The 26,010-nt window shown below is 71.4% G+C and carries 29 protein-coding genes; 14 read left to right on the top strand and 15 right to left on the bottom strand.

The window, feature by feature from the left end:
* Positions 1 to 63: 63 nt before the first annotated feature.
* Complete coding sequence (locus KV102_RS00610; RefSeq protein ID WP_220341516.1) at positions 64 to 894, bottom strand: inositol monophosphatase family protein; 831 nt, start codon at positions 892 to 894, stop codon at positions 64 to 66.
* A complete protein-coding gene (locus KV102_RS00605; protein WP_220345001.1) occupies positions 891 to 2,024 on the bottom strand; it encodes a ferrochelatase in 1,134 nt (377 codons plus the stop codon). The genes KV102_RS00610 and KV102_RS00605 overlap by 4 nt, the downstream gene beginning before the upstream one ends.
* Before the next feature lie 112 nt (positions 2,025 to 2,136).
* Between KV102_RS00605 and KV102_RS00600 the strand changes: the two genes are divergently transcribed.
* Complete coding sequence (locus KV102_RS00600; protein WP_220341514.1) at positions 2,137 to 3,360, top strand: MFS transporter; 1,224 nt, start codon at positions 2,137 to 2,139, stop codon at positions 3,358 to 3,360.
* A 24-nt stretch (positions 3,361 to 3,384) separates the two neighbouring features.
* Here the strand turns inward: KV102_RS00600 and KV102_RS00595 are convergent, their stop codons facing one another.
* On the bottom strand, positions 3,385 to 4,005 hold the full coding sequence (locus KV102_RS00595; RefSeq protein ID WP_220341513.1) for a trimeric intracellular cation channel family protein: 621 nt from the start codon (positions 4,003 to 4,005) through the stop codon (positions 3,385 to 3,387).
* A 114-nt stretch (positions 4,006 to 4,119) separates the two neighbouring features.
* On the opposite strand from KV102_RS00595, the gene sepH reads away from it, so the two are divergent.
* Positions 4,120 to 5,145 (top strand): septation protein SepH, encoded by a 1,026-nt coding sequence (gene sepH / locus KV102_RS00590; RefSeq protein ID WP_220345000.1) that lies wholly within the window; start codon positions 4,120 to 4,122, stop codon positions 5,143 to 5,145.
* 81 nt (positions 5,146 to 5,226) lie between these two features.
* Here sepH and KV102_RS00585 read toward each other — a convergent pair whose 3' ends face one another.
* Entirely contained in the window at positions 5,227 to 5,595 is a 369-nt protein-coding gene (locus tag KV102_RS00585) for a hypothetical protein (protein ID WP_220344999.1), read from the bottom strand.
* A gap of 2 nt (positions 5,596 to 5,597) precedes the next feature.
* A complete protein-coding gene (locus tag KV102_RS19425; RefSeq protein WP_308290189.1) occupies positions 5,598 to 6,326 on the bottom strand; it encodes a TM2 domain-containing protein in 729 nt (242 codons plus the stop codon).
* A gap of 97 nt (positions 6,327 to 6,423) precedes the next feature.
* Here KV102_RS19425 and KV102_RS00575 point away from each other — a divergent pair, with 97 nt between their 5' ends.
* Both KV102_RS00575 and KV102_RS00570 read left to right on the top strand, forming a co-directional pair.
* Positions 6,424 to 6,672, top strand: a complete 249-nt coding sequence (locus tag KV102_RS00575) for a DUF2630 family protein (protein WP_220341510.1) — start codon at positions 6,424 to 6,426, stop codon at positions 6,670 to 6,672.
* A gap of 65 nt (positions 6,673 to 6,737) precedes the next feature.
* Entirely contained in the window at positions 6,738 to 7,775 is a 1,038-nt protein-coding gene (locus KV102_RS00570; protein WP_220341509.1) for an NYN domain-containing protein, read from the top strand.
* A 13-nt stretch (positions 7,776 to 7,788) separates the two neighbouring features.
* Here KV102_RS00570 and KV102_RS00565 read toward each other — a convergent pair whose 3' ends face one another.
* Entirely contained in the window at positions 7,789 to 8,412 is a 624-nt protein-coding gene (locus KV102_RS00565) for a TetR/AcrR family transcriptional regulator (RefSeq protein ID WP_220344998.1), read from the bottom strand.
* Positions 8,413 to 8,494: 82 nt separating this feature from the next.
* Here KV102_RS00565 and KV102_RS00560 point away from each other — a divergent pair, with 82 nt between their 5' ends.
* The 3 genes from KV102_RS00560 (at position 8,495) to KV102_RS00550 (ending at position 11,418) form a co-directional block, all read left to right on the top strand.
* Positions 8,495 to 9,220, top strand: a complete 726-nt coding sequence (locus tag KV102_RS00560; protein ID WP_220344997.1) for a hypothetical protein — start codon at positions 8,495 to 8,497, stop codon at positions 9,218 to 9,220.
* 295 nt (positions 9,221 to 9,515) lie between these two features.
* Positions 9,516 to 9,719, top strand: a complete 204-nt coding sequence (locus tag KV102_RS00555) for a cold-shock protein (RefSeq protein WP_139105401.1) — start codon at positions 9,516 to 9,518, stop codon at positions 9,717 to 9,719.
* A 436-nt stretch (positions 9,720 to 10,155) separates the two neighbouring features.
* Entirely contained in the window at positions 10,156 to 11,418 is a 1,263-nt protein-coding gene (locus tag KV102_RS00550; protein ID WP_220341506.1) for a helix-turn-helix domain-containing protein, read from the top strand.
* Between the two features lie 3 nt (positions 11,419 to 11,421).
* On the opposite strand, the gene KV102_RS00545 is transcribed toward KV102_RS00550, so the two are convergent.
* From KV102_RS00545 to KV102_RS00535, 3 genes are read right to left on the bottom strand one after another with little or no spacing between them, the layout of a single operon-like run.
* Positions 11,422 to 12,894 (bottom strand): aminotransferase class V-fold PLP-dependent enzyme, encoded by a 1,473-nt coding sequence (locus tag KV102_RS00545; RefSeq protein ID WP_220344996.1) that lies wholly within the window; start codon positions 12,892 to 12,894, stop codon positions 11,422 to 11,424.
* Positions 12,891 to 14,288 carry an MFS transporter gene (locus KV102_RS00540; RefSeq protein ID WP_220341504.1) on the bottom strand — a complete coding sequence of 466 codons (1,398 nt, stop codon included), beginning with the start codon at positions 14,286 to 14,288 and terminating at the stop codon, positions 12,891 to 12,893. Before KV102_RS00540 ends, KV102_RS00545 begins: the two co-directional genes overlap by 4 nt.
* 26 nt (positions 14,289 to 14,314) lie before the next feature.
* Positions 14,315 to 14,815 carry a hypothetical protein gene (locus tag KV102_RS00535; RefSeq protein WP_220341503.1) on the bottom strand — a complete coding sequence of 167 codons (501 nt, stop codon included), beginning with the start codon at positions 14,813 to 14,815 and terminating at the stop codon, positions 14,315 to 14,317.
* Between the two features lie 115 nt (positions 14,816 to 14,930).
* On the opposite strand from KV102_RS00535, the gene KV102_RS00530 reads away from it, so the two are divergent.
* From KV102_RS00530 to KV102_RS18850, 4 genes are all read left to right on the top strand, one after another.
* A complete protein-coding gene (locus KV102_RS00530; RefSeq protein WP_220341502.1) occupies positions 14,931 to 15,866 on the top strand; it encodes an LD-carboxypeptidase in 936 nt (311 codons plus the stop codon).
* Between the two features lie 21 nt (positions 15,867 to 15,887).
* Positions 15,888 to 16,496, top strand: coding sequence for a MurR/RpiR family transcriptional regulator (locus tag KV102_RS00525; protein WP_220341501.1), 609 nt, complete (start codon positions 15,888 to 15,890; stop codon positions 16,494 to 16,496).
* Between the two features lie 307 nt (positions 16,497 to 16,803).
* Positions 16,804 to 17,445 (top strand): Rho termination factor N-terminal domain-containing protein, encoded by a 642-nt coding sequence (locus tag KV102_RS19420; RefSeq protein ID WP_220344995.1) that lies wholly within the window; start codon positions 16,804 to 16,806, stop codon positions 17,443 to 17,445.
* An 81-nt stretch (positions 17,446 to 17,526) separates the two neighbouring features.
* Positions 17,527 to 17,649 (top strand): hypothetical protein, encoded by a 123-nt coding sequence (locus KV102_RS18850; RefSeq protein WP_255559181.1) that lies wholly within the window; start codon positions 17,527 to 17,529, stop codon positions 17,647 to 17,649.
* Between the two features lie 102 nt (positions 17,650 to 17,751).
* On the opposite strand, the gene KV102_RS00515 is transcribed toward KV102_RS18850, so the two are convergent.
* Together KV102_RS00515 and KV102_RS00510 are read right to left on the bottom strand one after the other, a co-directional pair.
* On the bottom strand, positions 17,752 to 18,417 hold the full coding sequence (locus tag KV102_RS00515; protein ID WP_220344994.1) for a Rid family hydrolase: 666 nt from the start codon (positions 18,415 to 18,417) through the stop codon (positions 17,752 to 17,754).
* Positions 18,414 to 20,009 carry a flavin monoamine oxidase family protein gene (locus tag KV102_RS00510; RefSeq protein WP_220341498.1) on the bottom strand — a complete coding sequence of 532 codons (1,596 nt, stop codon included), beginning with the start codon at positions 20,007 to 20,009 and terminating at the stop codon, positions 18,414 to 18,416. Before KV102_RS00510 ends, KV102_RS00515 begins: the two co-directional genes overlap by 4 nt.
* 106 nt (positions 20,010 to 20,115) lie before the next feature.
* Here KV102_RS00510 and KV102_RS00505 point away from each other — a divergent pair, with 106 nt between their 5' ends.
* Entirely contained in the window at positions 20,116 to 20,601 is a 486-nt protein-coding gene (locus tag KV102_RS00505; RefSeq protein WP_220344993.1) for a nucleoside deaminase, read from the top strand.
* Between the two features lie 56 nt (positions 20,602 to 20,657).
* Here the strand turns inward: KV102_RS00505 and pepE are convergent, their stop codons facing one another.
* On the bottom strand, positions 20,658 to 21,377 hold the full coding sequence (gene pepE, locus KV102_RS00500; RefSeq protein ID WP_220344992.1) for a dipeptidase PepE: 720 nt from the start codon (positions 21,375 to 21,377) through the stop codon (positions 20,658 to 20,660).
* Positions 21,378 to 21,615: 238 nt separating this feature from the next.
* Between pepE and KV102_RS00495 the strand changes: the two genes are divergently transcribed.
* Positions 21,616 to 21,966, top strand: a complete 351-nt coding sequence (locus KV102_RS00495) for a DUF4352 domain-containing protein (RefSeq protein ID WP_220341495.1) — start codon at positions 21,616 to 21,618, stop codon at positions 21,964 to 21,966.
* A gap of 74 nt (positions 21,967 to 22,040) precedes the next feature.
* Here the strand turns inward: KV102_RS00495 and KV102_RS00490 are convergent, their stop codons facing one another.
* The 3 genes from KV102_RS00490 to KV102_RS00480 all read right to left on the bottom strand — a co-directional run bounded on the left by KV102_RS00490 (position 22,041) and on the right by KV102_RS00480 (position 24,804).
* On the bottom strand, positions 22,041 to 22,553 hold the full coding sequence (locus tag KV102_RS00490) for a hypothetical protein (RefSeq protein WP_220344991.1): 513 nt from the start codon (positions 22,551 to 22,553) through the stop codon (positions 22,041 to 22,043).
* Positions 22,554 to 22,657: 104 nt separating this feature from the next.
* Positions 22,658 to 23,995 carry a 6-phospho-beta-glucosidase gene (locus KV102_RS00485; RefSeq protein ID WP_220344990.1) on the bottom strand — a complete coding sequence of 446 codons (1,338 nt, stop codon included), beginning with the start codon at positions 23,993 to 23,995 and terminating at the stop codon, positions 22,658 to 22,660.
* Positions 23,992 to 24,804: a DeoR/GlpR family DNA-binding transcription regulator gene (locus KV102_RS00480; protein WP_301022015.1), complete on the bottom strand. Its 813-nt coding sequence runs from the start codon at positions 24,802 to 24,804 to the stop codon at positions 23,992 to 23,994. Before KV102_RS00480 ends, KV102_RS00485 begins: the two co-directional genes overlap by 4 nt.
* A 38-nt stretch (positions 24,805 to 24,842) precedes the next feature.
* Between KV102_RS00480 and KV102_RS00475 the strand changes: the two genes are divergently transcribed.
* A complete protein-coding gene (locus KV102_RS00475) occupies positions 24,843 to 26,000 on the top strand; it encodes a carbohydrate kinase family protein (protein ID WP_220344989.1) in 1,158 nt (385 codons plus the stop codon).
* Positions 26,001 to 26,010 lie beyond the last annotated feature (10 nt).

The raw sequence follows: 26,010 nt of genomic DNA, 5'->3' as shown, positions 1-26,010 counted from the left end.
TCATCCCATTTCGATAACGTGCAGGCCGCGCAGATTGTGCCACACGGATCAGCGCGACCCAACTCAAAAGCCACAAGCGCGGACGAGCCGCATAAATTCCTCAGCGAAGGCTTCCGGTGCGGCCACGACGAGCCGCGCGTCCGGCGGCCCGTCGAGCCCGGAGACGACAACCCCGGATTCCCGGGCGATCAGGCCACCCGCGGCGATGTCCCAGGGAGCCAGACCCTGCTCGACGTAGGCGTCGAACCGTCCGGCAGCGAGCGCGCACAGGTCGAGCGCGGCCGATCCCATGCGACGGATGTCACGGATCTCCAGCAGCATCCGCGCCACCGCGCTCGCCTGACGGGCCCGGACCTCCGGGACGTAGTTGAACCCGGTCGCCACGAGCGCCTGGGACGCCGAAGGAGGGGCCACCGACCTCAGTCGGACCGAAGGCCGCGCCGGGCTCTCCCGGAGGTAGGCACCCTCGCCCCGCACGGCGGTGTACTCGTGCCCGGTGGTGATGTCGATCACGCAGGCCGCCTCGACGACCCCGTCGATCTCCGCTGCGACCGCGACGGCGGACTGGGGCAGGCCGTAGACGAAGTTGACCGTGCCGTCGATCGGGTCGACGATCCACCGCACTCCGGTGTCTCCTGCCGGGCCCGTCTCGCCAGCGAGGGCCTCCCCGCCCTCCTCGCCCAGGATGGTGTCGCCAGGCCGGTCGGCCGCGATGTGGTCACGGATGAGTCGCTCGGTCGCGCGATCGATCTCCGTGACGGGATCGGTCGGGCTCGACTTGGTCGCGGCGACCTCGACCCGTCCCGCCGGACGGGCGGTGCGGGCGTACGCCGCCGCGGCGCGCGAGGCGGTCAGGGCCAGCGTGGCAAGGACCTCTCCGGACGGGCGCGTCACGAGTCCGTGCCGAGCAGGGCCGGACGCTGCGGGTCGCGGAGGTTCGCACAGCAGCCGGCGGGGCAGACCGTCCAGCTCGGCGGCAGCTCACCCACCACGCTCTGCTCGGGCTCCTCGTCGCGCGCCAGGGCCGCCCGCTCGACGATCAGCTCGCGGATCGCGGTGACGAACCGGGCGTCGACGCCCGGCGTCGGAACCCGCGCGAAGCCCAGACCGAGCTCCTCGGCGGTCTCCCTGGCCTCGGTGTCGAGGTCGTAGACGACCTCCATGTGGTCGGAGACGAAGCCGATGGGCACCAGGACGACCGACGCCACCCCGTCGGCCGCCAGAGCCCGGAGGTGGTCGTTGACGTCCGGCTCCAGCCACGGCACCTCGGGGGAGCCCGACCGCGAGCAGTAGACGAGGTCGTACGCCCGCTCGACGCCAGTGCTCTCCGCCACGCCGGCTGCCACCTGGGCGGCGACGTCCCGGTGCTCGCGCACGTACGCCTCTCCCCCACGTGTCTCCCCGTCGCAGACGAAGCGACCGCTCGCCGCGTTCATGGCGTCCGGGATCGAGTGAGTGACGAAGACCAGCCGGGTCGCCGCGGTGTCGAACCCCTCACGACCGAGCTGATCGATCGCGCCCACCGCGCCGCCGACGAACGGAGCCACGAAGCCCGGGTGGTTGAAGTAGTGCCGGACCCGGTCGAGCCGGGGGGCGCCGTCACCGACCGCGACGGTCGCGTCGTACAGGTTCTCGCGGTACTGACGGCAGCCGGAGTACGAGGTGTAGGCGCTGGTGAACAGGCACACCGCGCGTTCGACACCGTCGTCACGCATCTGGGTGAGCGTGTCGGTGAGGTACGGGTCCCAGTTGCGGTTGCCCCAGTAGACGGGGAGCTCGATGCCGTGCGAGCGCAGCTCGAGCTGCAGAACCGCGACCAGGTCTCGATTCTGGTCGTTGATCGGCGATCGGCCACCGAACGAGAAGTAGTGCTCACCGACCTCGACCAGCCGCTCGCGCGGGATCCCCCGCCCGCGAGTGACGTTCTCGAGGAACGGGACGACGTCGTCGGGCTTCTCGGGCCCTCCGAACGAGACGAGCAGGAACGCATCGTACGGGCGGGTGTCGGGCGCGGGTCCATCCATGCCGCCATCCTTCCAAGTCGACGGTTAGGCTGCAGGTGCGACCCCGGTCGGGGCGCCCGAGGGCATCTCCTCCGCCACACCGTCACCTCGACGACGTCTCCCAAGGAAGACCGTGCTCGACTCGTACCGCCGGATCCTCGCGGTCCCTGGCGCCCCGGCCTTCAGCACAGCCGCCCTCCTCGCACGCCTGCCGATCTCCATGCTCGGGCTCGGACTCGTCCTCCTCGTGCAGGAGCAGACCGGGTCGTACGCGAAGGCGGGCGCCATCTCGGCCGCCTCCGTCATCGCCAACGCGATCGGCGCCCCGGTGCAAGGACGGCTCACCGATCGGTTCGGCCAGCACCGTGTGCTCCCGGCGACCAGCGCGCTCTTCGGTCTCGGGCTCGCCCTCGGGCTCCTCGCCGTCCACGCCCAGGCGCCCACGCCGCTCCCCCACCTGTGCGCCGCCCTCGCCGGCTTCGCCCTCCCCCAGGCCGGCTCGATGGTCCGGGCGCGGTGGACCCACAACGCCGAGCCGTCGATGATCCCGACCGCGTTCGCCCTGGAGGCGGTGCTCGACGAGGTGGTCTTCATCGTCGGTCCGGTCGTCGTCACGTTCCTCGCCACCCTCATCAACCCCTACGTCGGGTTGGCGGTCGCCGGCGTGGCAGGAGTGGCAGGGTCACTGCTCCTCGCGGTGCAGCGCCGTACCGAGCCTCCGTCCCGACGGCGTCGGGACGATCCTTCGGGCGGGCGCGAACGTCTGCCGTTCGGGCTGCTCGCACCCCTGATGCTCGCCGGCGTCGGGTTCGGCGTGCTCTTCGGAGGCGCCGAGCTGGTGACCGTCGCGGTGGCCGAGGACCAGGGCCACAAGGAGCTGTCCGGCGTCCTGCTCGCGATCTGGGCCGCGGGAAGCCTGATCGCGGGTCTGCTGGTCGGTGCGCGTCCCCCGCGGATGTCCTCCCTGGCGCAGCTGCGCATCGCCACGGTGGTCCTGACCGTGAGCTTCGTCCCGCTGCTGCTGACCTCGGCGCTCCCGCTGGTCGCCGTCGCCCTGTTCGTCTCGGGGTTCGCGATCGCGCCCAGCATGGTCGCCTGCACCCGTCTCGTCGAGCAGGGCGTCCCTCGCGAGCGGCTCACCGAGGGGATCGCATGGTTCACCACCGGTCTCGCGACCGGTGTCGCGCCGGGCGCGGCGCTGTCCGGCTGGGTGGTGGACAGCACGGCGCCCTCATGGGGCTACCTGGTGTGCCTGCTCGCCGGCTTCCTCGCCGTGGGCGGGGCCTGGAGCGTACGCGTCCGCCCCCCTGCCCCTGCTGCAGGCGCTCCCGCGGATGCCGCAGGAACGGCGCGCTGACGCCACCGCACCGTTCTGCTCGGCTCAGTAGCCGTCCATCCCGGACGGGAGCGGCGCCTGCCACCCGCGACGCAGGGCGATCATCCGGTAGCCGAAGGCGAAGAGCGCGCCCGGGAGGACGACCCAGGCGTACGGCAGGTCGAGCTGGACCGCGGTGACCGCGATCGCCGCGCCCAGCAAGGCCGGGAACGCGTACAGCTCCTCGCGGAGGACGACGGGGACGCGTCCCGCGAGCAGGTCACGGATCACACCGCCCCCGATCGCGGTGACCATGCCCATCAGGCACGCCGCCACCGGCTCGAGACCGTAGTCGAGCGACTTCACCGCACCGGTGACGCAGAACAGCCCCATGCCGGCGGCGTCGAAGACGGCGATCTTGCTCTCGAGCCGACCGAGCACGGGATGGAACCGGAACGCAATGAGTCCCGCCACGACCGGGACCATGAGGTAGCGCCAGTCCATGAGGGAGGCCGGTGGGGTGGCCCCGATGAGGACGTCACGGAGGAAGCCGCCGCCGAGTCCCGTCGCCCCCGCCAGGACGAGGACCCCGAAGATGTCCAGCGGCTTGCGGACCGCCACCAGCGCTCCCGAGAGGGCGAATGCGGCGATCCCGACGAGATCGACGACGACGTAGTTGGTGGCCACGAGACGACGTTAGCGGGGTGCGGTCGACCGCGCGCTCGGCGCGCTTGCTTGGATTGACCGGGCAAGCAGTCGACACTGGGGCTGGTACGAGGCGCGAAGGGCGGAGGCAACGACATGCGAGACCTCACCGTGGTGGGGCTGAGCGAGGACCAGAGGTACGTGGTTCTTCGCGGCCCGGTCGGTGAGCTGTTCCGCATCCCTGCCGACGACCGGTTGCGCGCCACCCTCAGGAACGACCGGGCACGACTCGGCCAGTTGGAGATAGCGATGGACAGTGCACTGCGTCCGCGAGACATCCAGGCCCGGATCCGCCGGGGCGAGTCGCCGGAGGAGGTGGCAGCAGCAGCAGAGCTCCCCGTCGACCGGATCATGGGTTATGCCCACCCCGTGCTCGCGGAGCGAGAGCACATGGCCGAGCGCGCCCGCAAGGCGACGGTCCGTCGAAAGCACGCCCAGTCGAACGCACTGACCCTCGGCGAGTCGGTGGACACGACGCTGCGCGGACGCGGGCTCGACCCCGAGTCGGCGGCGTGGGACTCCTACCGGCGCGACGACGCCCGCTGGACGGTCACCGTACGAGCGGGCGGGATCACCGCCGACTACGTCTTCGACCCCGCGGGGCGCTACACGTTCGCGGAGGATGCGGGCGGGCGCGAGCTGGTCGGGGACGTCCCCGACGCCAGCGACACCGCGATCGCCGACGCCGTCACGCGTCAGGTCGACGTGGTGGAGCTCGAGTCGGACCCGCGCGTCACGTCGTTGCGGCAGGCTCGCGCACGGCGCGCCGCAGCGGCGAGCGAGCGGGCCGACGAGCAGCTGAGTCTCAGCGACATCCCGGGCGTCGACGACGGAGAGCCCACGCTCGAGCTCGACGCCGCCGAGGAGCGCGACGCCGCCGCGGTGGCCGCGCGCCAGGACGCGACCCGAGAGCGCGACGCCCCCGACGCGGCGCCGAGGGAGAGCGAGCCCGAGGTCGAGCGCGCGGCCGGGCAGACGGCCGTACCCGACGGAGAGGTCCCCGAGGCCGGCGCGCCGGACGACGACCCGGCAGGTGAGCAGCCGCGCAAGCGCGCACCCCGGCGACGCGAACGACGTCGCGTCCCGTCGTGGGACGAGATCATGTTCGGCGACAAGGCCTGACGTCGCCCGAGACCACACGCACGTGCGCCCCGCCCTCTCACGAGGTCGGGGCGCACGTCGCTGTCAGCGGTGCGGCACGGGTCAGGCGGTGATGTCCACCGTGACCGAGCCGCGACAGATCTGCACGACGGCGAGCTGCTTGCCGGCGGCCGTGAACGTGGTGCCGACGGTCACCGGAACCGACCGCACACCAGCCGGCTCCTGGCTCTCCGACACCGTAAGGATCGCCGTCGCCTCGTCCGGGTCGACGTCGATCGAGCCCACGCCCGCACTCACGCCGTCGACCAAGGGCGTGTTGGTCCCCTGCACGACGACCGTGCCGCCGTTGGCGGAACCGAGGCACCCGCTCGGGTCACCGTCGTCCTCGCCGCCGCACGCGACGAGGACGGCACCGAGGACGAGCGCGCCGAATGCGCCCGTCGCCCGACGCCCGATGGATCGGCCTCTCACCCTCACTCCTTGAGCGGGCGCCCGGAGGCGTCCGTCGTCCAGCCGTTGGCACCGACGAGGTACAAGATGCCTTCGACGAAGCCCCAGATCGCGCCGAGGCCACACGTGATGATGGTGACCACGATCTGGACCACGCCGATGGTCGTGAAGCCGAGATAGAAGCGGTGGATACCGAAGCCACCGAGCAGGATGCCGAGCAGACCGGCCACCAGCTTGCTCTTGGCCTCCGGCGCGTAGCCGTACGGAGCGCCGTAGGGCGGTTGCTGCTGCGGCGCTCCCTGCGGCGGTCCGTACGGCGGTCCGTAGCCGGGCGGCGGTCCGTACGGCGGCTGACCGGGGCCGGCCGGCGGGGCGTACGGCGCCTCCCCCGGGCCGGGAGCCGGCGGATCGTACGGCGGCGGCGGAGGCTCGTCACCCTGCGCGGGCACCGACGGCTGCTCGGCCGTCGGGCTGTCGCCGGGAGCCGGCGGATCGTACGGCGGCGGCGGAGGCTCGTCACCCTGCGCGGGCACCGACGGCTGCTCGGCCGTCGGGCTGTCGCCGGGAGCCGGCGGGTCGTACGGCGGCGGAGGCTCGTCACCCTGCGCGGGCACCGACGGCTGCTCGGCCGTCGGGGTGTCGTGCTCGTCCTCAGGGCTCTGCTGCGGCGTCGCCTCCGGGATCTCGTGGTCCGGCGTCGTGTGCTCCGGCGTCGGGTCGTCCGGATTCCCGGAGGTGGGTCCCTCGGTCACGTCTGGTGCGCTCCTTCGTCCTTGGCTGCCCACACCTTAGCGGTCGCCGGCCGAGGTCCCGGCGGACTACCGTGGGCACGACGACACGGGAGGCTCCATGACGACCGACCAGGACATCCTCAGCTCGATCTCTTCGCTGGTGGCTGAGGAGAAGGACTTGCGCGAGCGCCGCGAGCGCGGCGACACCGACCCCGAGACCGAGCTCGCCCGGCTGCGCGAGCTCGAGACACAGCTCGACCAGTGCTGGGACCTCCTGAGGCAGCGACGGGCCAAGAAGGAGTTCGGCGACGACCCCTCGACGGCCAAGGTCCGTCCGCCCGACGAGGTCGAGGGCTACCTCAGCTGATCTCGGGTGAGCCCGGCGCGCGTCGAGGTCGGCGGGCTCGCCCACGGTCGGGCTAGCCTGGCCAGATGAGTCGGCTCGCGCGATCAGACCGGCACGCCATCCTCGTCGACGCCGGATACCTCCTCGCTTCGTCGGCGCAGGTACTCGTGGGCACCTCGCTGCGCCGGGCGGTGGCGGTGAGCTGGGAACGGCTGGTGACGGGCATCAAGACGTCGGTCGCCGAGAACACCGACACCCGGCTGCTCCGGGTGTTCTGGTACGACGCCGCCAACGCGCAGGCGGCACGGGCTCTGTCGGAGGAGCACAACCTCATCTCGCTGCTGCCCGACGTCAAGTTGCGGCTCGGGCGGGTCAACAACGAAGGCGCCCAGAAGGGCGTCGACACGAGGATCGCGCTCGATCTCGTCAACCTCGCGCTCCAGGGAGCGGTCTCGGAGATCTTCCTCGTCTCCGGCGACGACGACCTGACCGAGGCGGTCGACATGGCGCAGGACTACGGCGTGCGCGTGACGCTCTTCAACGTGCCCAACGACGACTCACGCATCGGCATCCACGCGACCGCGATGAACCTCGCCAGGGTGGTCGACGGACGACAGCGCATCCCCGTCGAGCTGCTGCGCACCGCGATCACGCCGTCACCGCGACCGCGCGAGGTCCCCGCTGACGAGCCGGCCCCCGCCGCCGCGGTGGGTGAAGCGGCCGCGACCGTGACGCCGCGGTTGAGGATCCCGACGCCCTCGGACGTCGCACGGCTGCACCCGGCCCCACCGTTGGGCCAGCCCGAGCGCCTGGAGCCCGCGGTGTCGTTGGCCTACAGCAGCACCACAGGACAAGGTGGCGCCAATCGTGGCGACCCTGACGCGGACCTGCGCGCGGTGATCCCCGAGGTCGTCCGCACCGTCGTCCGCAACTGGCTGGACTCGGCGAACCAGGCCGACCTCCGCGACCTCGTCGCCACCCGCCCGACGATCCCCGGAGACGTCGACTCGACCCTCCTGAACGACCTCGTCGCGCACAGCGACGACCGCTACCGCGTGCTCCAGACCGAGACCCGCTGGCAGCTGCGAGAGGCGTTCTGGTCCGAGATCGACAAGCACCTCTGAGCACGTCGACTCGTCAGGGGCTGAGATAGCGGTCCAGCATCAGCAGGAGCTCTTCGTCCAACGGGTCGAGACGGTCGTCTCCGACGAAGACCGGCCCGGTGATGACGAACGACCAGGCGTCGAGCAGGACCGCCGCCGCCATGATCGAGGCGTCTCCGGCTCGGATCGACCCGTCGCTCTGCCCGTCGCGGATCAGGTCCTCGAGGAGCTGGGTCTGCTCGTTGGTGCTGCTCCCCCGTCGGTGGAGGAGGTAGGTCGCGATGAACTCCGGGTCGAGCTCGATCACGCGCCGCAAGAACGGCAGTCGCCGGGTGTGCTGCACGATCGCGACCGAACCGCGGACGAGCACCGACCGGGCGTCGTGTGCCGAGACCTGCCCCATCGCGAGCTGCATGACGTTGCGGAACTCGCGGGTGAAGAGGTCGGCCACGACACCGGCGCCGTTGGGCCAGGTGCGGTAGAGCGTCGCCCGTGACACGTCGGCCCGGCGGGCGAGGTCCGCCATGGTGAAGCCGCGCAGGCCCACCTCCTCGACGATGTCGCGCGCCGCGTCGAGCACGCGATCACGCGGGATCGCGTTGTGCGCCCTCAGCGGCACTGTCGAACGGTCACGGTCGGGGCCTTGCTGAGGAGCCATGGCGGTGACCGTACCAGCGTTGTACCAACCTCCGAACCACGCGTGCGGTGGCGCAGACCTCGAGGTCGCCTAAGGTCGGACCGTGACCCTCCGTCGTCTGCTGGCCATCGTCGTCGCCGTCCTCGGCGGGTGCCTGGTGACCTCCGGGCTGACCTCGCCTGCCCATGCCGCCTCGGGACGGGTCACGAGCACCAGCGCCACCCTCTACCGGAACTGCTTCGGACACCCCTTCTCGTACGCCCTGAGCGGTGTCGCCCCGGGTTGGACTCTGACCGTCGACCTCGTCGCCGGGAGCGGCCGGGTGGTCGACCGGACGACCGTCCCCAGCACCGCCGGAGCGGCCGGCCGAGGTGCCTTCCGGATCTGCGCGGGCGCGGTGAGGCCGGGCACGTTCACGGTCCGGTCTCGCGTCACCTGGTCGTCGGCGACCGGCCGAGCACCCCTCGTGCTCGCCTCGACGCGGCTGACCCTGCGGCGGCCGCGGACAGCGACGTCGGTGTCGGTGCGCCCTCGCAGGCCACGCGTCGGCTCCGTGCTGCGGGTGGGGACGAGCGTGCGGGTCGCCCGGCCGTACGGGTTCTTCCCCGAGGCTGGGGTCCGGGTGAAGGCCTACGTCCGGCACCGGGGAGCGTGGCGACGCGTCGGGCCGGTGCGGACCACCCGTGCGGACGGCACCGCGACGTTCCGTGTGCGCTGGCGGTGGACGGCGCCCCGCAAGGTCCGTGTGAAGGCGGTCCGCAACGCGTACCACGACCGGTCACGCTCGCGAGCTGTCACGGTTCGCAGCCGTCCGGCCAAGCGCCGTTGAGCGGTCAGCGGCCGTCTGCGGGGCGACGAAGGCGCGGAACGAGACGAGCCTCACGGCCCTCGGAGCGCCGCCACGCGCCGGGCCCCGCGCACCCTCGAGACTGCCCCCGGACCTGCTAGGCTTCCAGCAGTAGTTGTTCGGTTCAGCGCAGGTGGGTACGTCGGCGCCAACGGTTTCAACGTTGGTGCCTTTGTCTTATCTGGGCCGAAGCGCCCCCGCGACCATCGTGTGGGTGGAGCAACGCTGCACGGGGGTCGACAACGGTCGGCTCCACAGTTCGACGAAAGAGCAAGAAATGTCGCAAGGCACCGTGAAGTGGTTCAACGACGAGAAGGGCTTCGGCTTCATCGCGCAGGATGGTGGCGGTGACGACGTGTTCGTCCACTACACCGCGATCACCGGGAACGGCTTCCGCACCCTGGCCGAGAACCAGCGCGTCGAGTTCGACGTCACCCAGGGCCAGAAGGGCCCCCAGGCGGAGAACGTTCGCGCTATCTGAGAAGGCGTCTCGTCCCCGAGACTTCTGACGAAGGCCCCGACACCGGAACCGGTGTCGGGGCCTTCGTACGTCTGGCGGACGATGTCTTGTCCGTCCGTCCAGGTCGAGCGCGCTCCGTACCCCCGCAGCGGAGCCCGCTCGACCTGAACGCATCCCCATCCCAGCCCTGCCGGGTCAGCGGGCGCAAGGGTTGCACGGGGTTGCAACGCTCGCCCGGGCACGATCGTCGGCCGTGAGAGCGCACACGTGAGCGCGCACAAGGGACGAGAAAGCCGCGAGAAAACCTGGGCTGACCGGTTCGCCGGGTCTACGGTGGGGCGCAGGAAACGACATCCCGCCGCGGGCGACGGGGACCGGAAGGCCGGGGGGCATGGCGGGATCAGGGGCGACAAGGCGTCCGTCGACGACGTCGGTGGACCTGCGCAGCCTGTACCGCGTGCGCTCCGACGTCCTCGCCGGGCGGTCCTCCGCGGTCCAGCCCCGGGCCGTCGTCCGTGCCTCGTGGGACCGCTCCCGGACTCACGGGCTGAGCCCTGACGGGGTTCCCCCCACACCGCCGGCTGCACCGGGAGAGGTCGAGGCCGGGCGCTCCGCAAGCGCGATGCGCCCGCTGGTCGACCAGCTCGCTGAGCTGCTGCGCGACGCGCTCGACTCGGCGGGCATGCTCCTCGCGATCACCTCGCCCGACGCGACGATCCTGTGGCGAGCCGGCAACGCCCCCCTGCGCCACCACGCCGACGAGCTCGGCATGGTCCCGGGAGCGACGTGGGCCGAGGGCAACGTCGGCACCAACGCGATCGGCACGGCGCTCGTCGAGGGTGCGCCGGTCGGCATCCACGCCGCCGAGCACTTCGCCGAGGAACACCTCCCCTGGTCGTGCGCCGCATCCCCGGTCCGTGACCCGCTGACCGGAGAGCAGGTGGGCGTCGTCGACCTGAGCTATCGCCAGCGCGCGGTCAACCCGCTCGCGCTCCCGCACGTGGTGATGGCGTCGCAGCTGGCCCAGGCTCAGCTGCGGCAGGTCTACCACGACAACGCCGACCGCCTCCGGACGCACGCAGGGCCGATGCTCGCACGCCTCGGCGGCCCCGCCATCGCAGTCACGCGGGACGGCATCTCCGCCGCCACAGTCGGCACCGAGCCTCCCGCGCGGGTGCTGCTGCCGTCCGACATGACACCTGGCGCGCTGTGGCTCCCTCAGCTCGGGAACGTCGTCGCCGAACCGGTGCCGGACGGCTGGCTGCTCCGCCTCTCCGAGGACGGTTCCGACCGAGACCCCATGACGCTCGTGCGTCTCGACCTCACCTCCACGCCGACCGTCGTCGAGGTGACCAGCTCGAGCGGCTCGTGGACCCATGCGCTGTCGCCCCGCCACTCCGAGATCCTGCTATCGCTCGTGCGTCACCCCGAGGGCCGTTCGGCCTCCGAGCTGTCGGACGACCTCTTCGCGGACCCGTCACGAACGGTGACCGTCCGGGCCGAGATGTCCCGTCTGCGCCGGACCCTCGGAGGGGTGCTCGGCGCGATGCCGTACCGGATCAGCGAGGCGGTGAAGACCGATGTCGTGCTGCCGGACGACGCCGCGCGGCTGCTGCCGGGATCGGCGGCGCCGGTGGTCGTCCGGACTCGCGAGGACCTGGCAGCCGAGATCCGCAGCGGCGGCGGTGGCACGCCCGCCGGCCGGCACCGCGCCTACTGAGGGTCAGCGATCGGACGCGCGCTGGTCGGTGCGGGTCAGTCGGTCGAGGAACGCGACGAGGAGCGCCTCCCGGAGCGCCGGCGGGGCGACGTCGAGCAGCGCGTTGACCGGTGCCATCTGCGCAGGCGGCGCCACTCCCCCGCCGTCCTCCGCGCTCGCCAGACCCGCCAGCGCCAGGAGCCCGTCGAACGCCGCGTCGTCCAAGGTGTCAGGGTCGATCGCGCTCGCTGCCGCCCGGAGCTGAGGGTCGACGGCAATCGGACCTGCGGCGACCGCCTCGCCGACGGAGTCCCTGAGATCGTCGAGGAGCTCGTCCACGAGAGGGGCTGTCGCCGCCGACACGGTGAGGTGGAGCGTCGCGGGAAGGTCGCCATACGCCATCTGCGGCTGGACGAACCACCCGCGCGCGAGCATGGCGTCGCTGATCGTGAAGACGTCGCACGCGTCGTCGGTCGTCACGGCGACCAGCGTGGTGTCGGGCTCGGCGGCGAGCGAGAGGTGCTCGGTCGCCTCGACGCCCGCCGCGAGAGCCGTCGTGGCGGTGGACGCTGCGCGCGTCAGTGCGTGGTAGCCGTCGTCGCCGAAGTATGAGACCACCGCCCATGCGGCAGCCAGCGGGCCCCCTGACTTCGTGGACTGGAGGGTGGCATTGAGCATCGTGTAGCCGGGCCAGTCAGCGCTGGCGAAGAACTGGGGACGGCGAAGCTCGGGCGTGCGGTGGAGCAGCAGCGAGACGCCCTTCGGGGCGTACGCGTATTTGTGAAGATCGGCCGAGATGCTCGTAACGCCCTCGACGGCGAAGTCCCAGGCATGGCGGACCCGTCCATCGCGCTCGAGCCACGGCAGCACCCACCCACCGATGCAGGCGTCGACGTGCAGACGGGTGCCGTGGCGCAGCGCGAGCCCTGCGAGCTCGGGCACGGGGTCGAGCACGCCGTGCGCGTACGAGGGAGTGCTCGCTACGACCAGCACGACGCGGTCGCCGTACTCGTCCAGCGCGGCCGCCGTCGCCGGCACGTCGGCCCGCATCGTCGACGGGTCGACGGGCACGGTCACCCGCTCGACGCCGAAGTAGTGGGCCGCCTTGTGGAAGGCGGCGTGCGCCGTGCTGGGCACCACCATCACCGGTCGAGCCACGTCAGGCCGTGCGTCCCGGGCGGTCTGGACGGCGAGCAGCACAGACTCCGTACCTCCCGACGTCACCGTCCCGACGGCTTCGCGGGGTGCGTGGAACAGCGGCTTGGCGAACGCGACGAGGTCGCGCTCCATCGTGAGGAGGCTGGGGAAGGCTGTCGGGTCGAGCCCGTTGGTCGAGCCGTAGGCGGCGAGCGCCTCCCGGCCGAGGTCGTCGGCCTCCGCGATCCCCGAGTCGTAGACGTATGCCAGGGTCCTCCCCCCGTGCGTCGGGAGGTCGCCGTCGCGCAGGGTCAGGAGGCTCGCTCTGATCTCGTCGGCATCGCGGTGCGGGACAGTCATGGGGTGGGCTCCTGCGGCGTCGCGGTGGGGTCGGCGTCCGCGTCGTGGGCGCCGTTGCGGTGGAGTCGCTCGTCGAGCCGGTATCGGCGCAGCGACAGGAGGCTGACGATGATGAGTAGCGCCGGGACGACAGAGACGCCGACCACGATCGCGTCGAGGGCCGAGTCAGGCTGCGTGACGTCCTCGCCCTCGCGGGACGAGACATAGCCGCCGAGCGACAGCACGGCCGCGAAGAGACCCGGACCGAGCGCCAGACCCAACGTCTCGCCGGCCGTCCAGACGCCGGTGAAGACGCCGATGCGGTTCGCGCCCGTACGCGCCGCGTGGTCCGCGGCCACGTCGGGGATCATCGCCATCGGGAAGACCTGCGCGCCGGCGTAGCCGATGCCTACGACCGCCGCCGCTGCGTACGCGGCCAGGGCCTGGCCGGTCGACGCCACCAGCAGCCCCAGCGCCCCGAGGACGAGGATGCCGGTCGCGGCGGTGTAGCCGTAGCGTTTGCCCCGGCGCGCGGCGACCCGCTCCCACAGCGGCGTGACGAGCAGCGCCGGCCCGACGAACGCGACGAAGAGGAGCGTCGTCGCGCTGCCGCTGTCGAGAAGGTGGTCGGCGACGTACGCCACCCCTGCGAGCATCGCGCCGATGCCCAGCGCCTGGAGAACGAAGGTGGTCAGGAGGTGGCGGAAGTCCGGCGACTGCGCGACGAGCCGCAGCTGGTCACGCATCGAGCCGCCGGCCGTCGCGACACCGTGGTCCGGCGCATCACGTGTGCCCCGGTAGGCGCCCAGCGCACCGAGGAGCAGGATCACCCCGATGTAGGCGCCCATCACCCGGTAGCCCGTCGTCTCCGAGGACGCGTCGCCCACGACATCGACCACCAACGGCGCTGTCGCCCCTGAGAGGAGGATGGCCAGCGCGAGCACGACGACGCGCCACGTCATCAACCGCGTGCGTTCGTCGTAGTCGAGAGTCATCTCGGCAGGCATCGCGACGTAGGGGACCTGGAAGAACGCGTACGCGCTCGCGCACGCGAGGAACAGCACCACGACCCAGGTGCCGGCGAGCCAGGTCGGCTCGGCCGGGCCGGCGAAGATGAGCGCGAACGTCACGGCGAGGAGGACGCCGGCGCGCAGGAGGAAGGGACGGCGACGTCCCCGGGAGCTCGTCGAGCGGTCGCTGATGCGGCCCGCGATCGGGTTGAGAACGACGTCCCAGGCCTTGGGGAGGAGCACCATCAGCCCGGCGATGCCCGCGGCGACACCGAGCGTGTCGGTGAGGTACGGCAGGAGGAGCAGACCGGGGACGGTGGCGAAGGTGCCCGTCGCCACCGACCCCAGGGCGTACCCGCGTCCCGTGGCGGATGAGAGGGGAGTCGACGAGGGCGCAGAGTCCATGCGCCGTTTCTATCTCACCGACACGGTCACGTGTCCAGGGTCGTCGCGTCTCGCTCGGGGAGCTCGACGCCCCACTCCGCGAGCTCGTCGACCCGCGCGAGAGCCCAACCGTTGCGGTCCAGACGCAGGTCGGCGGGTCGCTCGAGACCCAGCCACGTGACAGGCTCCGACCGGAAGCCCAGGACGAGACCCGACTCGACCGAGCTGGCCACGAGGTAGTCGGACCGTGCCACGTCGTCGGCCGACTCCCCCGCCCACGCCGCGACCGTGTCGACCACCTCGTCCTGAGAGCTGACCGTGGCCCGGAGGACGTCACGGGCCTCCACCAACCACGTCAGGCGTCCGCCACTCGACCACGACTCGAGGAGGAGCACCCGGACGCCGTCGTCGAGCGCGGCCCACGGGAAGTGACGGTGCCGCCACAGGCTCCAATAGGCGCGGCCGCGGACACCGGGATCGGAGTCGGGGCCGTCGGGCACGTCGGTGCGGCGGGCACGGCGGCGGTGCTGGACGAGTACGGTCTCCATGGAGGTCTCCCGGTGTCGGTCGGAACCACGAACCTAGGGTGGCGAGCAGCGCCGGAGTCCGGTCGTCCACAGCCGCGCCCTCGCGTGACGGTCGTCCCCAGGTAGGAGGCTCGACGTGACCAGCTGCGCCCGTCCGCTCGGTCCGTTGCCGACCGGTGCTCGCGTCGCCCTGGTCGCTCCGGCCGGCCCTGTCGTGCCGGAACTTGTCGACCGTGCCTCGACGCTGCTCCGCTCGTGGGGTCTCGAACCCGTCGAAGGCAGGCATCTGCGCGGCGTGCATCCGCGAGCGTCCTATCTGGCCGGGACAGACGAGGGCCGTGCCGCCGATCTGGTCGAGGCGTGGTGCGATCCCTCGATCGAGGGCATCTTCTGCGTCCGCGGCGGCTACGGCTCCGTCCGTCTCCTCGACCACCTCGACGCCACCGCGCTGCGGTCGGCGCGGCCGAAGCCGCTCTACGGCAGCTCCGACGTCACCGCGCTCCACGAGTACTGGCGCGAGGTCGTCGGTGTTCCCACCTGGTTCACCCCCATGGTCGGCACGCTGTCGTTGCTCGACGACCCGGCGGCCACGGCGAGCCTGCGACGCGCGGTGGTCGAGCCCTTCCGCGCCCGCGTCTACTCCTCCGAGGGCGCGGAGACGCTGATCCCCGGCACCGCCTCCGGCACGCTGATCGGAGGCACCCTCACGATGTTGGCGATGACGGCGGGAACGCGGTCCGCACCGCCCCGCGCGCCGGGGCCGTTCGTCGCCCTTCTCGAGGACGTGGACGAGAAGCCGTACCGCATCGACGGGCTCCTCGTGTCACTTCTCCGTTCCGGCTGGTTCGACGGCGTGACGGGCGTCGTCCTCGGCAGCTGGCTCGACTGCGGCCAGCCCGAGGAGGTCCGTGCCGTCTGTGCAGAGCTGCTCGCACCGCTCGGGATCCCTGTCGCCTGGGAGCTCGGCTTCGGCCACGCCGCCGCGGCGGAGAGCGTCCCGCTCGGGGTGAGTGCGGTCCTGGATGCGTCTATTCCATCGCTCACGATCGTCGACACGGCTACGATCCACTGACCTCTCACGTCAGGAGTACGGATGAGCGACGGCACGCCTGCCCGTCCGCAGCGACGATCCGCCGCGCTGCTCAAACGCCGGCTCGTGGACGAGCAGCGGACGCAGCTCGACGCGATGCTCGACTGGATCCTCACCGACCCGACGCTCGAAGAGATGGCCGCGCAGATCGTCGGCGCCCGACGACGATTCGTCATCGGCGCCACCCAGTCGTTCTCGTACGCGTCGCTGCTGGCGCTCGACCTGAGCGCCAGCCTCGCCAACGTCCACCTGGTCGACGGCACCATCATCCGGCCGATCGACGTGCTGAGCGACGTGCGGAGCTCGGACGCGATGGTGGCGTTCTCGGTGCAGCGCTATCGCAAGTACACGATCGACATCGCGGCGGCGTTCCGCGACGCCGGCGGCCGCCTGCTGGTGATCACCGACTCGCCCGACGCACCTCTGGCCCAGCTCGGCGCCGACGTCGTCCTCGTCCCACCGCCCGGCGTCTCCTTCGGCCAGTCACCCTCCAGCCTCAGCCTCGTGATCAGCGTCATCGCGTCGCTGACGGCGGCGAGCGCCAAGGGCGCCGGCCGCCGAAGTGCGCAGCGCGACCACCTCGGAGAGGTTCTCGACCTGTACATCGAGTGACCGCCGAGCAGTCGGTGACGCTCCTCTTGGACACGTGACCGAAACCACGCTCCGTCGTGCGATATCTCGGCCACCCTCGTGCGTTATTCAGAGTGACAGGGTCGGGATGTCGACCCCCTGCCCGATCCGGTGGATCGCCACGAAGGGCGCCGCTCATGTCTCCCCCGGCGAGAGCGGCCCCTCTCGTGGCTACGGCCTCGCCACGCGAACCCTCGGCGGCGCGTCCCGCGCGAGAGCGCGCACGCGCGCGATCGCGCCTACGCTGACCGTGCCGTGACGTTCACGAGCAGTGGAGCAAGGAGGACCCGTGGCGAAGAACAGCAAGCCCAGCAAGGCAGAGAACGAGCTGCGCAAGCGCGTTGCCGACCTCGAGCGAGCGCTCGACGACGCGACGAACCGACTCAAGCGAGCGCGCAAGGACACCGACAGGTCGCGCGCCGACGCGGAGAAGGCGATCCGCAAGGCGTCGAAGTCGGCGCAGCGCAAGATCGCCGAGACCGTCGACTCCGCACGCGACGAGCTCGCCCGGCTCGGCAAGACCGTCGTCCCCGGACCGTTCGGCGGCTCACCCGAAGAGGCATCGACGAACGTCTCAGCGGCGCCGTCTGAGATCTCGAGCCCGCCGAAGGCACCCGACACCTCGCAGCGCCGGGTCGCACCGCGTGACGACACGAACACGTCGGCGTCACGCACCGGTGCCACGAGGACGACGGGCAAGACCGCTGCGAAGAAGAGCAGCGCGAGCACGACCACCGCGAAGAAGACCGCCGCCAGGAAGACCACGGCAAAGAAGACCACCGCGAAGAAGACCACGTCCGGCGGCTCGAGCGCCCGCGGGCCGTACGCCTCCATGACCGTCGCCGAGCTCCGCAAGGCTGCTCGGGAGAAGGGCGTGAAGGGCTACTCGGGCATGTCGAAGTCGGAGCTGGTCTCGCGGCTCGGGAGCTGAGCGCTCAGGGGGCTCGTTCGCGCGCGCTAGGCTCGTCGACGGCGTTCGCGCCAGCTCTCTCGGGAAACGAAAGGCCCCCACGTGTTCTCAGGCCCCGCGCGGCGCCGCCGCATCATCATCTTCGTCGCTGCTGCGATCGCCGGTTTCGGCGTCGCGTCGCTCGCCGTCCGCTCGCTCCGAGGCGGCGGGGCGGACACGGCCTGAGCCGGGTCCGCCCCGCTGCAGCGGGAGACGCGTCGGTCGACCAGGTCAGCCGGTCACGATCGGCGCTCTGGCCTGGTCTGAGGCGTGCCCATGTGGCGCCTCTCAGTGCTTTCGTCCCTTGGACGGATAGACCGCGTCCACCTCGACCTCGACGAGCCAGCCGGCGACCGGGAGGTTCTCGATCTCCAGCGCGAACCGCGACGGCCGTGCCGGGTTGACGACGAACGGCTGCGCGGGCGCCGCCGTCCCGAGGGGCACGTCGATCGGCTTCCCCGTCGACAGACTGGTGTTGGCGAAGTACTGCCGGTACGCCCGGTTCCACCCGGCGAAGTCGGCCGTGGCGGCCCCCGCCGGGTTCTGGAGGAACACCCGCATCGTGATGACGTCGTCGTACGAGAGCCCCTGCCGAGCGAGGTTCTCGCCGATGCGGCGCAGCACGTTGATGCCCTGCGCCTCCGTGATCGTCACCCCCGGCGGGAGCACGCCGTCGGGGAAGACTGCCGTGTCGACATAGCGCTGCTCGGATCCCGCGGGTGCCGCGGCGTTCAACGCCGACGGGCCGAGCCCGCTGGACTTGTAGACCGGCGTGCTCGCGCCGATCGCGACACCCTCGGCGATCATCGGGTTGTCCTGGCCGACAGGAAGCGCGGGCACCGCGGTGCCGGGCTTCGGCGGCTTGGCGAAGGTGCCGTGCGCGATCGCGCTGGCCGGGAGGCACACGAGCGCGGTCGCGGCGACGGCGACCGCCGTATGGCGACGGGCGCTCATGCCGACACCACCCGGGTGTGCAGGGACTCCACGGCCGCACGCGCGGACACCATCGCGCCGTGCTGCCAGGCGATCGTGTACGAGAGGTGGTCGCCGGCGAAGTAGACGTTGCCGGAGGGCTCGAGCAGCCTGTCGTAGTTCCCGTCGGTCCGTGACGGCCAGCCCACCCACGCGCCCTCGCTGTACTTCGTCGACGCCCAGTCGACGGAGAACGACGACCGCAGGTCCTGCTTGTAGACGTCGCCGTGGATGGCCGCGCCCTGGTCCAGCGCCTTGGCGAGCCTCCCCCGCGGCGTGAGCGTTCCGTAGGTCGTGGCGTTGCTACCGGTGTTGTAGTAGCCGATCATGGTGCCTCGCTCTCCGTGGAAGCCCGAGGACGGGTACCACACGTTGCCCAGCTCGTTGTCGGCGTTCGTGATCCCGCCGTAGATCTTGTGGTCGAGCTCCCACCAGCGTCGGTCGTACTCCAGCCCGATCTTTCCGGCGTTGCTGGGCCGGGCGTACGCCAGAGCCGAGACGACCTCGGGCGGCAGGTTGCTCGGGATCGTCGCCGCGAGGTGCGGCGGGATCGTGCAGACGAGGAAGTCGGCGGTGGCCTTCTTGGTGCGGCGGCCGCCCGTCGAGTACTCGACCTCGACACCGGTGCTCGTGTTGCCGAAGGCCGACACCTCCGCCCCGTACTCGATCTTGTCGCGCCCGATCGCCCGCTCGAACGCGTACGCGATCCGGTCCATGCCGCCGACGGGCTGGAGCATCTGCATCGCCTGGTCGAACCCGAGCTCGAACGAGAAGTAGTTGCCGATCCCCGACGCGAGCACGTCCGACAAGGCGTACGGCGCGATCGGCTCCCCGGCGGTGACTCCCGGCTCGATCGCGTAGCCTCGCCGTCCGCTGCCGGTGTAGCGGTAGCTCGCGGACGGGTCACCGGCGACCTTCGCCCCGAGCGAGCCGAAGTTGCGGAGGAGCGCGATCAGGGCGTCCTTGTCGGCCTGGGTGAGGTAGGTGTCGAGGGCACCCTGGTCGGTCGCCTTCGCGAGCAGCTCGGAGACGTAGCCGTAGACGTCGGCCTTCGCCGCGCGGTGGCGGATCGGCTGCCCTGCCAGGTTGTGCGCGCCGGTCCGATAGAGGTAGGCGTCGGCGTTCTGGTTGACGAACGTCTCGAGCTCCACCCCGAGCTCGCGGCAGTAGTCGACGGTCACATGGTGCTGCGGGAGCCGGGCCGGGCCTGCGTTCATGTACTGCCCTCGGGAGAAACGCGCCCTCTGCGTCTGTCCCTTGAGATCGGTCTCCGTCGTCCCGCCCCGGACGCTCCAGCTGCGGCCGCCGGGGCGGTCACGGGCCTCCAGGATGGTGCACCGGTAGCCGGCCTTGCCCAGCTCGTACGCGGTGGTCAGGCCGGCGATGCCGCCACCGAGGATGAGGACACGTTTGCGGCCGTGCCGAGCGAGCTCGGAGGCCTTGGGAGGAGTGAACGGTGGCGTCTCCGCGGCGGCGGCCGGGCTCAGCCCGAGCGCCCCCATCGAGTGAAGCATGACTCCTGCGCCGCCGGCGATGCCGACCTGCTTGAGGAAGTCGCGTCGAGTCTGGGGCATGGCGCGCTCCTTGCTGAAGGTGTTGCGCCGACCGTAGGAACGTCATGTTTCCGCCACCTCCGGTCACGTGTTTCGTTTCGGTCACCGAGCGCGGAAGACTGCCTGCATGAGCAGCTTCTCCGAGGACGACCTCCGCCACCTCCGCCGTTGCGTCGCGCTCGCGGCCATCGGGCTCGACGAGGGCAACGAGCCCTTCGGGTCCGTGCTGGTGAGCGCAGACGGCACCGTCCTGTTCGAGGACCACAACCGCGAGAAGGACGGTGACCACACCCGTCATCCCGAGCTCGCGATCGTCCGGTGGGCGGTCGCGAACCTCGAGCCCGAGGACCGCGCGTCCGCAACCGTCTACACCTCCGGCGAGCACTGCGCGATGTGCTCGGCCGCCCATGCCTGGGTGGGCCTCGGCCGCATCGTCTACGTCGTCGCGTCGACGCGGCTCGCCGCGCTGCTCGAGGAGTGGGGCGTCGGTCCCTCCCCCGTCGCGCCGCTGCCGATCACGACGGTCGCCCCGGGCCTCGCGGTCGAAGGACCGGTCGAGGCGCTCGCCGCCGAGATGGAGGCACTGTACGAGCGGTGCTTCCGGCCGGTGTGACGATTGTTGACGACGCTAAGCCCGCGTGACGACGTGCGACCGGAGAACGACGCTCCTCACGTGTCGTAGCGGGTCGACACCTCGAGGAGGTCGCTCATGTCCGCGCCCGGGGGCAGCTCGACCGGCTCGGCACCTCGTCGCAGCAGCCGGGATCCGGAGACCCCGCCCAGACGTGCCGTCGTCTCGGTCACCTCGAGCCAGGCACCCTCACGCATGCCCAGCACCGGGACGTCGTTGTCCTCGAGGAACTGCTCGAGGCGTTCCTCCCGCGTCTCACCCATGTGGGTGCTTGCCGGGTCCGCGTCGACGTAGTGGGCGTTGATCTGGAACGGCACGAGCCCGAGGGCCGTGAGTCCCGCCGGCTCGGTGATCGGCATGTCGTTGGTCGTACGGATCGTCGGGCAGGCGACGTTCGTGCCGGCGCTCGATCCGACGTACGGCACGCCGTCGCGCACGCGGTCGCCGATGGTGGCGAGCAGGCCGGTCCGCTGCAGCGCGCGCAGAAGACGGAACGTGTTGCCTCCCCCGACGAAGATCGCGTCGGCGGCGTCCACCACGGCCCGCGGGTCGGACGCACGATGGACCCCCTGGACGGTGATGCCCACCGACGCGAGCGCTGTGGCAGCTCTCGCCGTGTAGGCGTCGCGGTCGGCCAGCGCGTACGGGACGAAGGCGACCCTCCCACCGCTCGGGACGTGGCCCGCGATCGTCGGCAGCGCGTACGCCAGGTAGTCCTCGCCGTGCAGGGTCGAGGTGGACAGTAGGAGCAGTCGCACAGGGCCTCCTCGTGAAGCGGCTCGGGCGATTGTCCCGCTCCACGCTCGAGGCCGCGAGTCACCGCCTGGTGAATTCATGCGGCGCGGCGATCTCGGGTCTACGGACCGACCCGAGACCAGTATGACCGTTTTCACACCGTCGACCCCCGTCCTGTGGGATCGCTCCAGACGTTGTAGAAGTGAAGGAGCAGCGCTCGCTCGGACGGCTGCTCCCGGATCTTGAGCGAAGGAGCACGACGTGTACGGCATCGACCTGAGCGTCGCCGGCTCAGCAGTACGGCGGAGCCTCGACGGACGACGACCCGGCCCCAACCACGTCTTCGTGGTGGCGGAGGTCGAGGTGAGCAACCGCGGCGACGGTGCGGTCGCCGTCTCGACGGTCCCGGCCGTCTTCCTCGCGGCCGACGGCACCCAGCACGACCCGGCCGTGCCTGCACTCTGGCCGGCCGACGAGGTCGTGGTCGCGCCGTACTCCAAGGAGAGGGTCAAGGTCGTCTTCGACGTCCCGCGGACGAAGGCCGCCGGCGGCGCCGTACGGATCGTCCGCGGTGACGGCCCGACAGGACGTCGCCTCCACCTCGCCTCCTGAGCGCAGCAAGAACGGACGCTGGGTACGGCTCGCCGAGGCGAAGCGTGACCGCGACATGTGACGCGTCACGCCGGTCAGCCTCGACGAAGGCGCGTGACCGCAGGCGCGTCGTCGAACGCGTCGCCTCTCATCGTGCGGGCGGCGACGTACAGCCGGCGGGTCCGATGACCCGGGAGGCAGGTGCGTGGCACGGAGACCGTGATCGTGCCCGTCGACCGCTTCCAGGTGCCTCGCAGACCCATGCATGCGCGGGGCCTGTTCTGGAAGTGGTCGAAGAAGAACAACCGGGCCTTGGCGCGCTGCCCGGGCATCTTGCGGACCACGGCGACGTAGCCCGCCTCGAAGATGCCGTACCGGCTGATCGCGAGACTCGCCCGGCCCTGCTTCCCGAGGTGCGGGACGCGGATCGTCGTGGACACGCGGCTGCCGGTGTGACGATAGGTGGCCCGGGAGATGTCGATCGACGCCGGTGCGTCACGGCGTGCGTCGGTCCGGGCGCGCGTGTCGGCGCCGGCCGGTGACGCGGTCAGGGCGAGCGCTGCGGTGCAGGCCATCCCGACGGTGATGGTCATGATCTGAGTCCTCATGACGGTGCTCCTTCCCCGAGGGCTCCTCCACTGTCGCCCGCGATAGGGCCAGCGGACGGCACCGTTGCAGGAAGCCGTCACGGCGACGCTCCACCGCCCCGGGATCAGGGGTTGACCAGCACGCGGGCGAGCTCGGGGAGAGCCTCCCGCTCGCGGTCCAGGATCTGTCGCGCGTGAGTGACGGAGTCGACCAGCGGATGCAGCGCGAGCGCCTTCAGCGCCGCCGACCGCGAACCCGACGTGGCGGCCTCGATCGTCATCCGCTCCACGTCCTTCACGGTGCTCACGAGGCCTCGCTCGTGCGGACGGAGCTGCGAGACCGCCACGGGTCGCGGACCGTCAGCACCGACGGTGCACGGCACCTCGACGATGGCGTCATCGTCGACCGCGTCGAGCGTGCCGTCGTTGGGCACGTTGAGGACCAGCTCGGCCCCTTCGTCGGCCGAGATGGCTCCCATCAGCGCCAGCGCGACGCGGTCGTAGCCACCGCCGTCCAGGTCCTCGTCGTCGCGCTCACCGGCGTCGGTGCTCGCGCGTCCCTCGGCCATGTAGGTCTCCTCCCGGTCGAGCCGGGTGCGCTCCCAGCCACCGAGGGCGTCACCGTCGCCGCGGTAGAAGCGCTCCTGCTGATCGAGTAGGTACTCCCCGCGCGTCGTGCCCGCCTCCGTGATCGCCGCGACGGCGTCGGAGGTGTAGTACCAGTACCAGAGGTACTCGTTGGGCACGGTCCCCAGCGAGGCCAGCCACTCCGGGCCGAACAGCCGGCCCTCCTCGATCTGCATCAGCTGGTCCGGCCGAGACAGGACATCGGGGAGCACGTCCTGGCCGTCGACCACGGCGCGGTGGAGCCAACCGAGGTGGTTCAGGCCGGCGTAGTCGAAGGTGATGGTCTCCCGCGGCAACCCGAGAACGCGCGCCACACGCTTGAACAGCCCGACCGGCGAGTCGCAGATCCCGATCACGCGGCGCCCGAGCACCGCCGACATCGCCTCGGTCACCATGCCCGCGGGGTTCGTGAAGTTGATGACGTACGCCTCGGGCGCGGCGCGCCGTACGACCTCAGCGAGCCGGAGCGCCACGGGGATCGTGCGCAGGCCGTAGCAGACCCCGCCCGCCCCGGTCGTCTCCTGCCCCAGGAGCCCGACGCCGAGCGCCGACCGTTCGTCGCACACGCGACCGGCAAGGCCTCCGACGCGCATCGCCGAGAAGACGAAGTCTGCGCCCGTGACGGCCTCGGTGAGATCGGTCGTCACCCTGATCCGCGGCGCGTGCGGCAGTCCGGGTGCGAGGTCGGCGAGGACGGCGGCGATGCGACGCAGCCGGGCGTCGCTCGTGTCGTGGAGGACGAGCTCGTCGACCCGGGACGCCCCTGCGTCCGAGGCGAGGGCGCGATAGACGAGCGGGACCCGGAAGCCTCCGCCGCCGACGATCGTGAGTCTCACAGGGCCTCCTGGACGATGGCGCGGTCCTCGGACGACGAGCCGGCTGCGGCGAGCGCGCGAGCGACGTGCAGCTCGACACCCGCCTCGGCGAAGACGCGGGCTGCGTCGGGGTCGACGTCGCGGTCGGTGACCAGCGCGTCGTACTGGTCGGGCCCGCACACGCGGACGTATCCGCCGCCGGGGAGCTTGGTGTGGTCGGCCAGCAGCACGACCCGGTCGGCAGCCCGCAGCATCGCCTTCTTGACGGGGACCTCGACGGCGGTCGTGTCGAACACCGACCCGTCCTCGCGGACCCCGCTCGTGCCGAGGAAGAGGACGTCGGCCTGCACCTGGGCGATCGCCTGCTCGGTCATGAAGCCGACCATGGAGTGGTAGTTGGTGCGGACGAGACCGCCGAGCAGCATGAGGTCGACGACCGGGTCGTCGCGCAGCTCGTCGTAGACAGCGAGGCTTGACGTGATGACCGTGACCGTCCGCCCGCGCAGCAGCCGCGCGACCAGGCTCGTCGTCGTCCCGATGTCGAGCAGGACCACCGCGCCGTCGGGCACGAGCGTCGCCGCGTGCTCGGCGATCGCCCGCTTCTCCATCGGGTTCTGGGTGGCGACGCGCTCGAACGGCGCCTCGCGCTCCAGGGCGGGAGCGGCTCCGCCCCGGAGCCGTCTCAGACGGCCGGTGCGCTCCAGCGCCGAGAGGTCCCTGCGGATGGTCGCGTCGCTCACGTCGAGGACACGCGCCAGGGTGGCGACGTCGACCGGCCCGCTCGTCTCGAGCAGGTCGAGCAGCCGTTCATGGCGGAGATTTGCGCGCACTCGGTGACCATAACAGTCACTTTTACGCATGCGCACTCATGACCGATCACTACTTGCGCGGATATGCGCGGTTGAGCGAGACTCACGGGATGGCTCAGGCGGCGGCAGATGCGGAGTTCGACCTCTTCGTCACAGGTCCGGTCTTTCTCGACATCATCTTCACCGGCCTGCAGGAGGCGCCCGTCGGAGGGCGGGAGGTTCTCACGTCCGGCATGGGATCGAGCCCCGGCGGCGTGGCCACCCTCGCGGTCGCGGCGTCGCGCCTCGACCTGCGGACCTCGCTCGGCGCGGCGTTCGGCGACGACATGTACGGCGACTACCTCTGGTCGACCCTCGCCGACGACGAGGCGATCGACCTCACGACCTCCCGCCGCTGGGCCGGCTGGCACTCCCCCGTGACGGTGTCGCTCGCCTACGACCAGGACCGGGCGATGATCACCCATGCCCACAACCCTCCGCGCACCGACGACCGCACGCCGCCGCGCCCGCGGGCCCGGGCGGCGTTCGCCGACCTCGCCGCCGAGCGTCCCGACTGGGTCGACGACGCGATCGCGGACGGCACCCTGGTCTTCGCCGACGTCGGCTGGGACCCGACCGACACGTGGGACGCCGCCGCGCTGCGTTCTCGGCTCGAGGGCTGCCACGCCTTCGTGCCCAACGCCATCGAGGCGATGACCTACACCCGCACCGACTCTCCCGGCGCAGCGCTCGAGAGGATCCGCGACTGGGTTCCGCTCGCCGTCGTCACGGCCGGGAGCTCGGGGTCGTACGCCGCGGACGCCGAGAGCGGCGAGACCGCCTGGGCCCCCGCGCTGACCGTGCCCGCGCTCGACCCGACCGGCGCTGGTGACGTCTTCCTCGCCGCTCTCGTCGCCGGCACGCTGCGGGAGTGGCCGCTGCTCCAGCGTCTGCGCTTCGCCAACCTCTGTGCCGCGCTGTCGGTGCGCGACTTCGGCGGAGCTCTCGCGGCCCCGGGCTGGGCGGCCGTCTGCGACTGGTGGGAGGCCGTCGAGCCGGGCTCCTGGCTCGCCCGCGACTACGCGTTCTTGGACGACGTTCTGACCACCGTCGAGCACAGGACGTACGGTCGTGCCGTCGCGACGATCGGTTTCGTCGGGACCCAGCACGACCACCCCCGGCACGACGCGTCCCAGCCTCGTCGTCGGGACTTCCGTATCGCCGACACCGGCGAATGACCACAGGAGC

The organism is Mumia sp. zg.B53, from assembly GCF_019550935.1.
GTDB lineage: Bacteria > Actinomycetota > Actinomycetes > Propionibacteriales > Nocardioidaceae > Mumia.
This window is presented reverse-complemented; position numbering and strand designations above follow the sequence as displayed.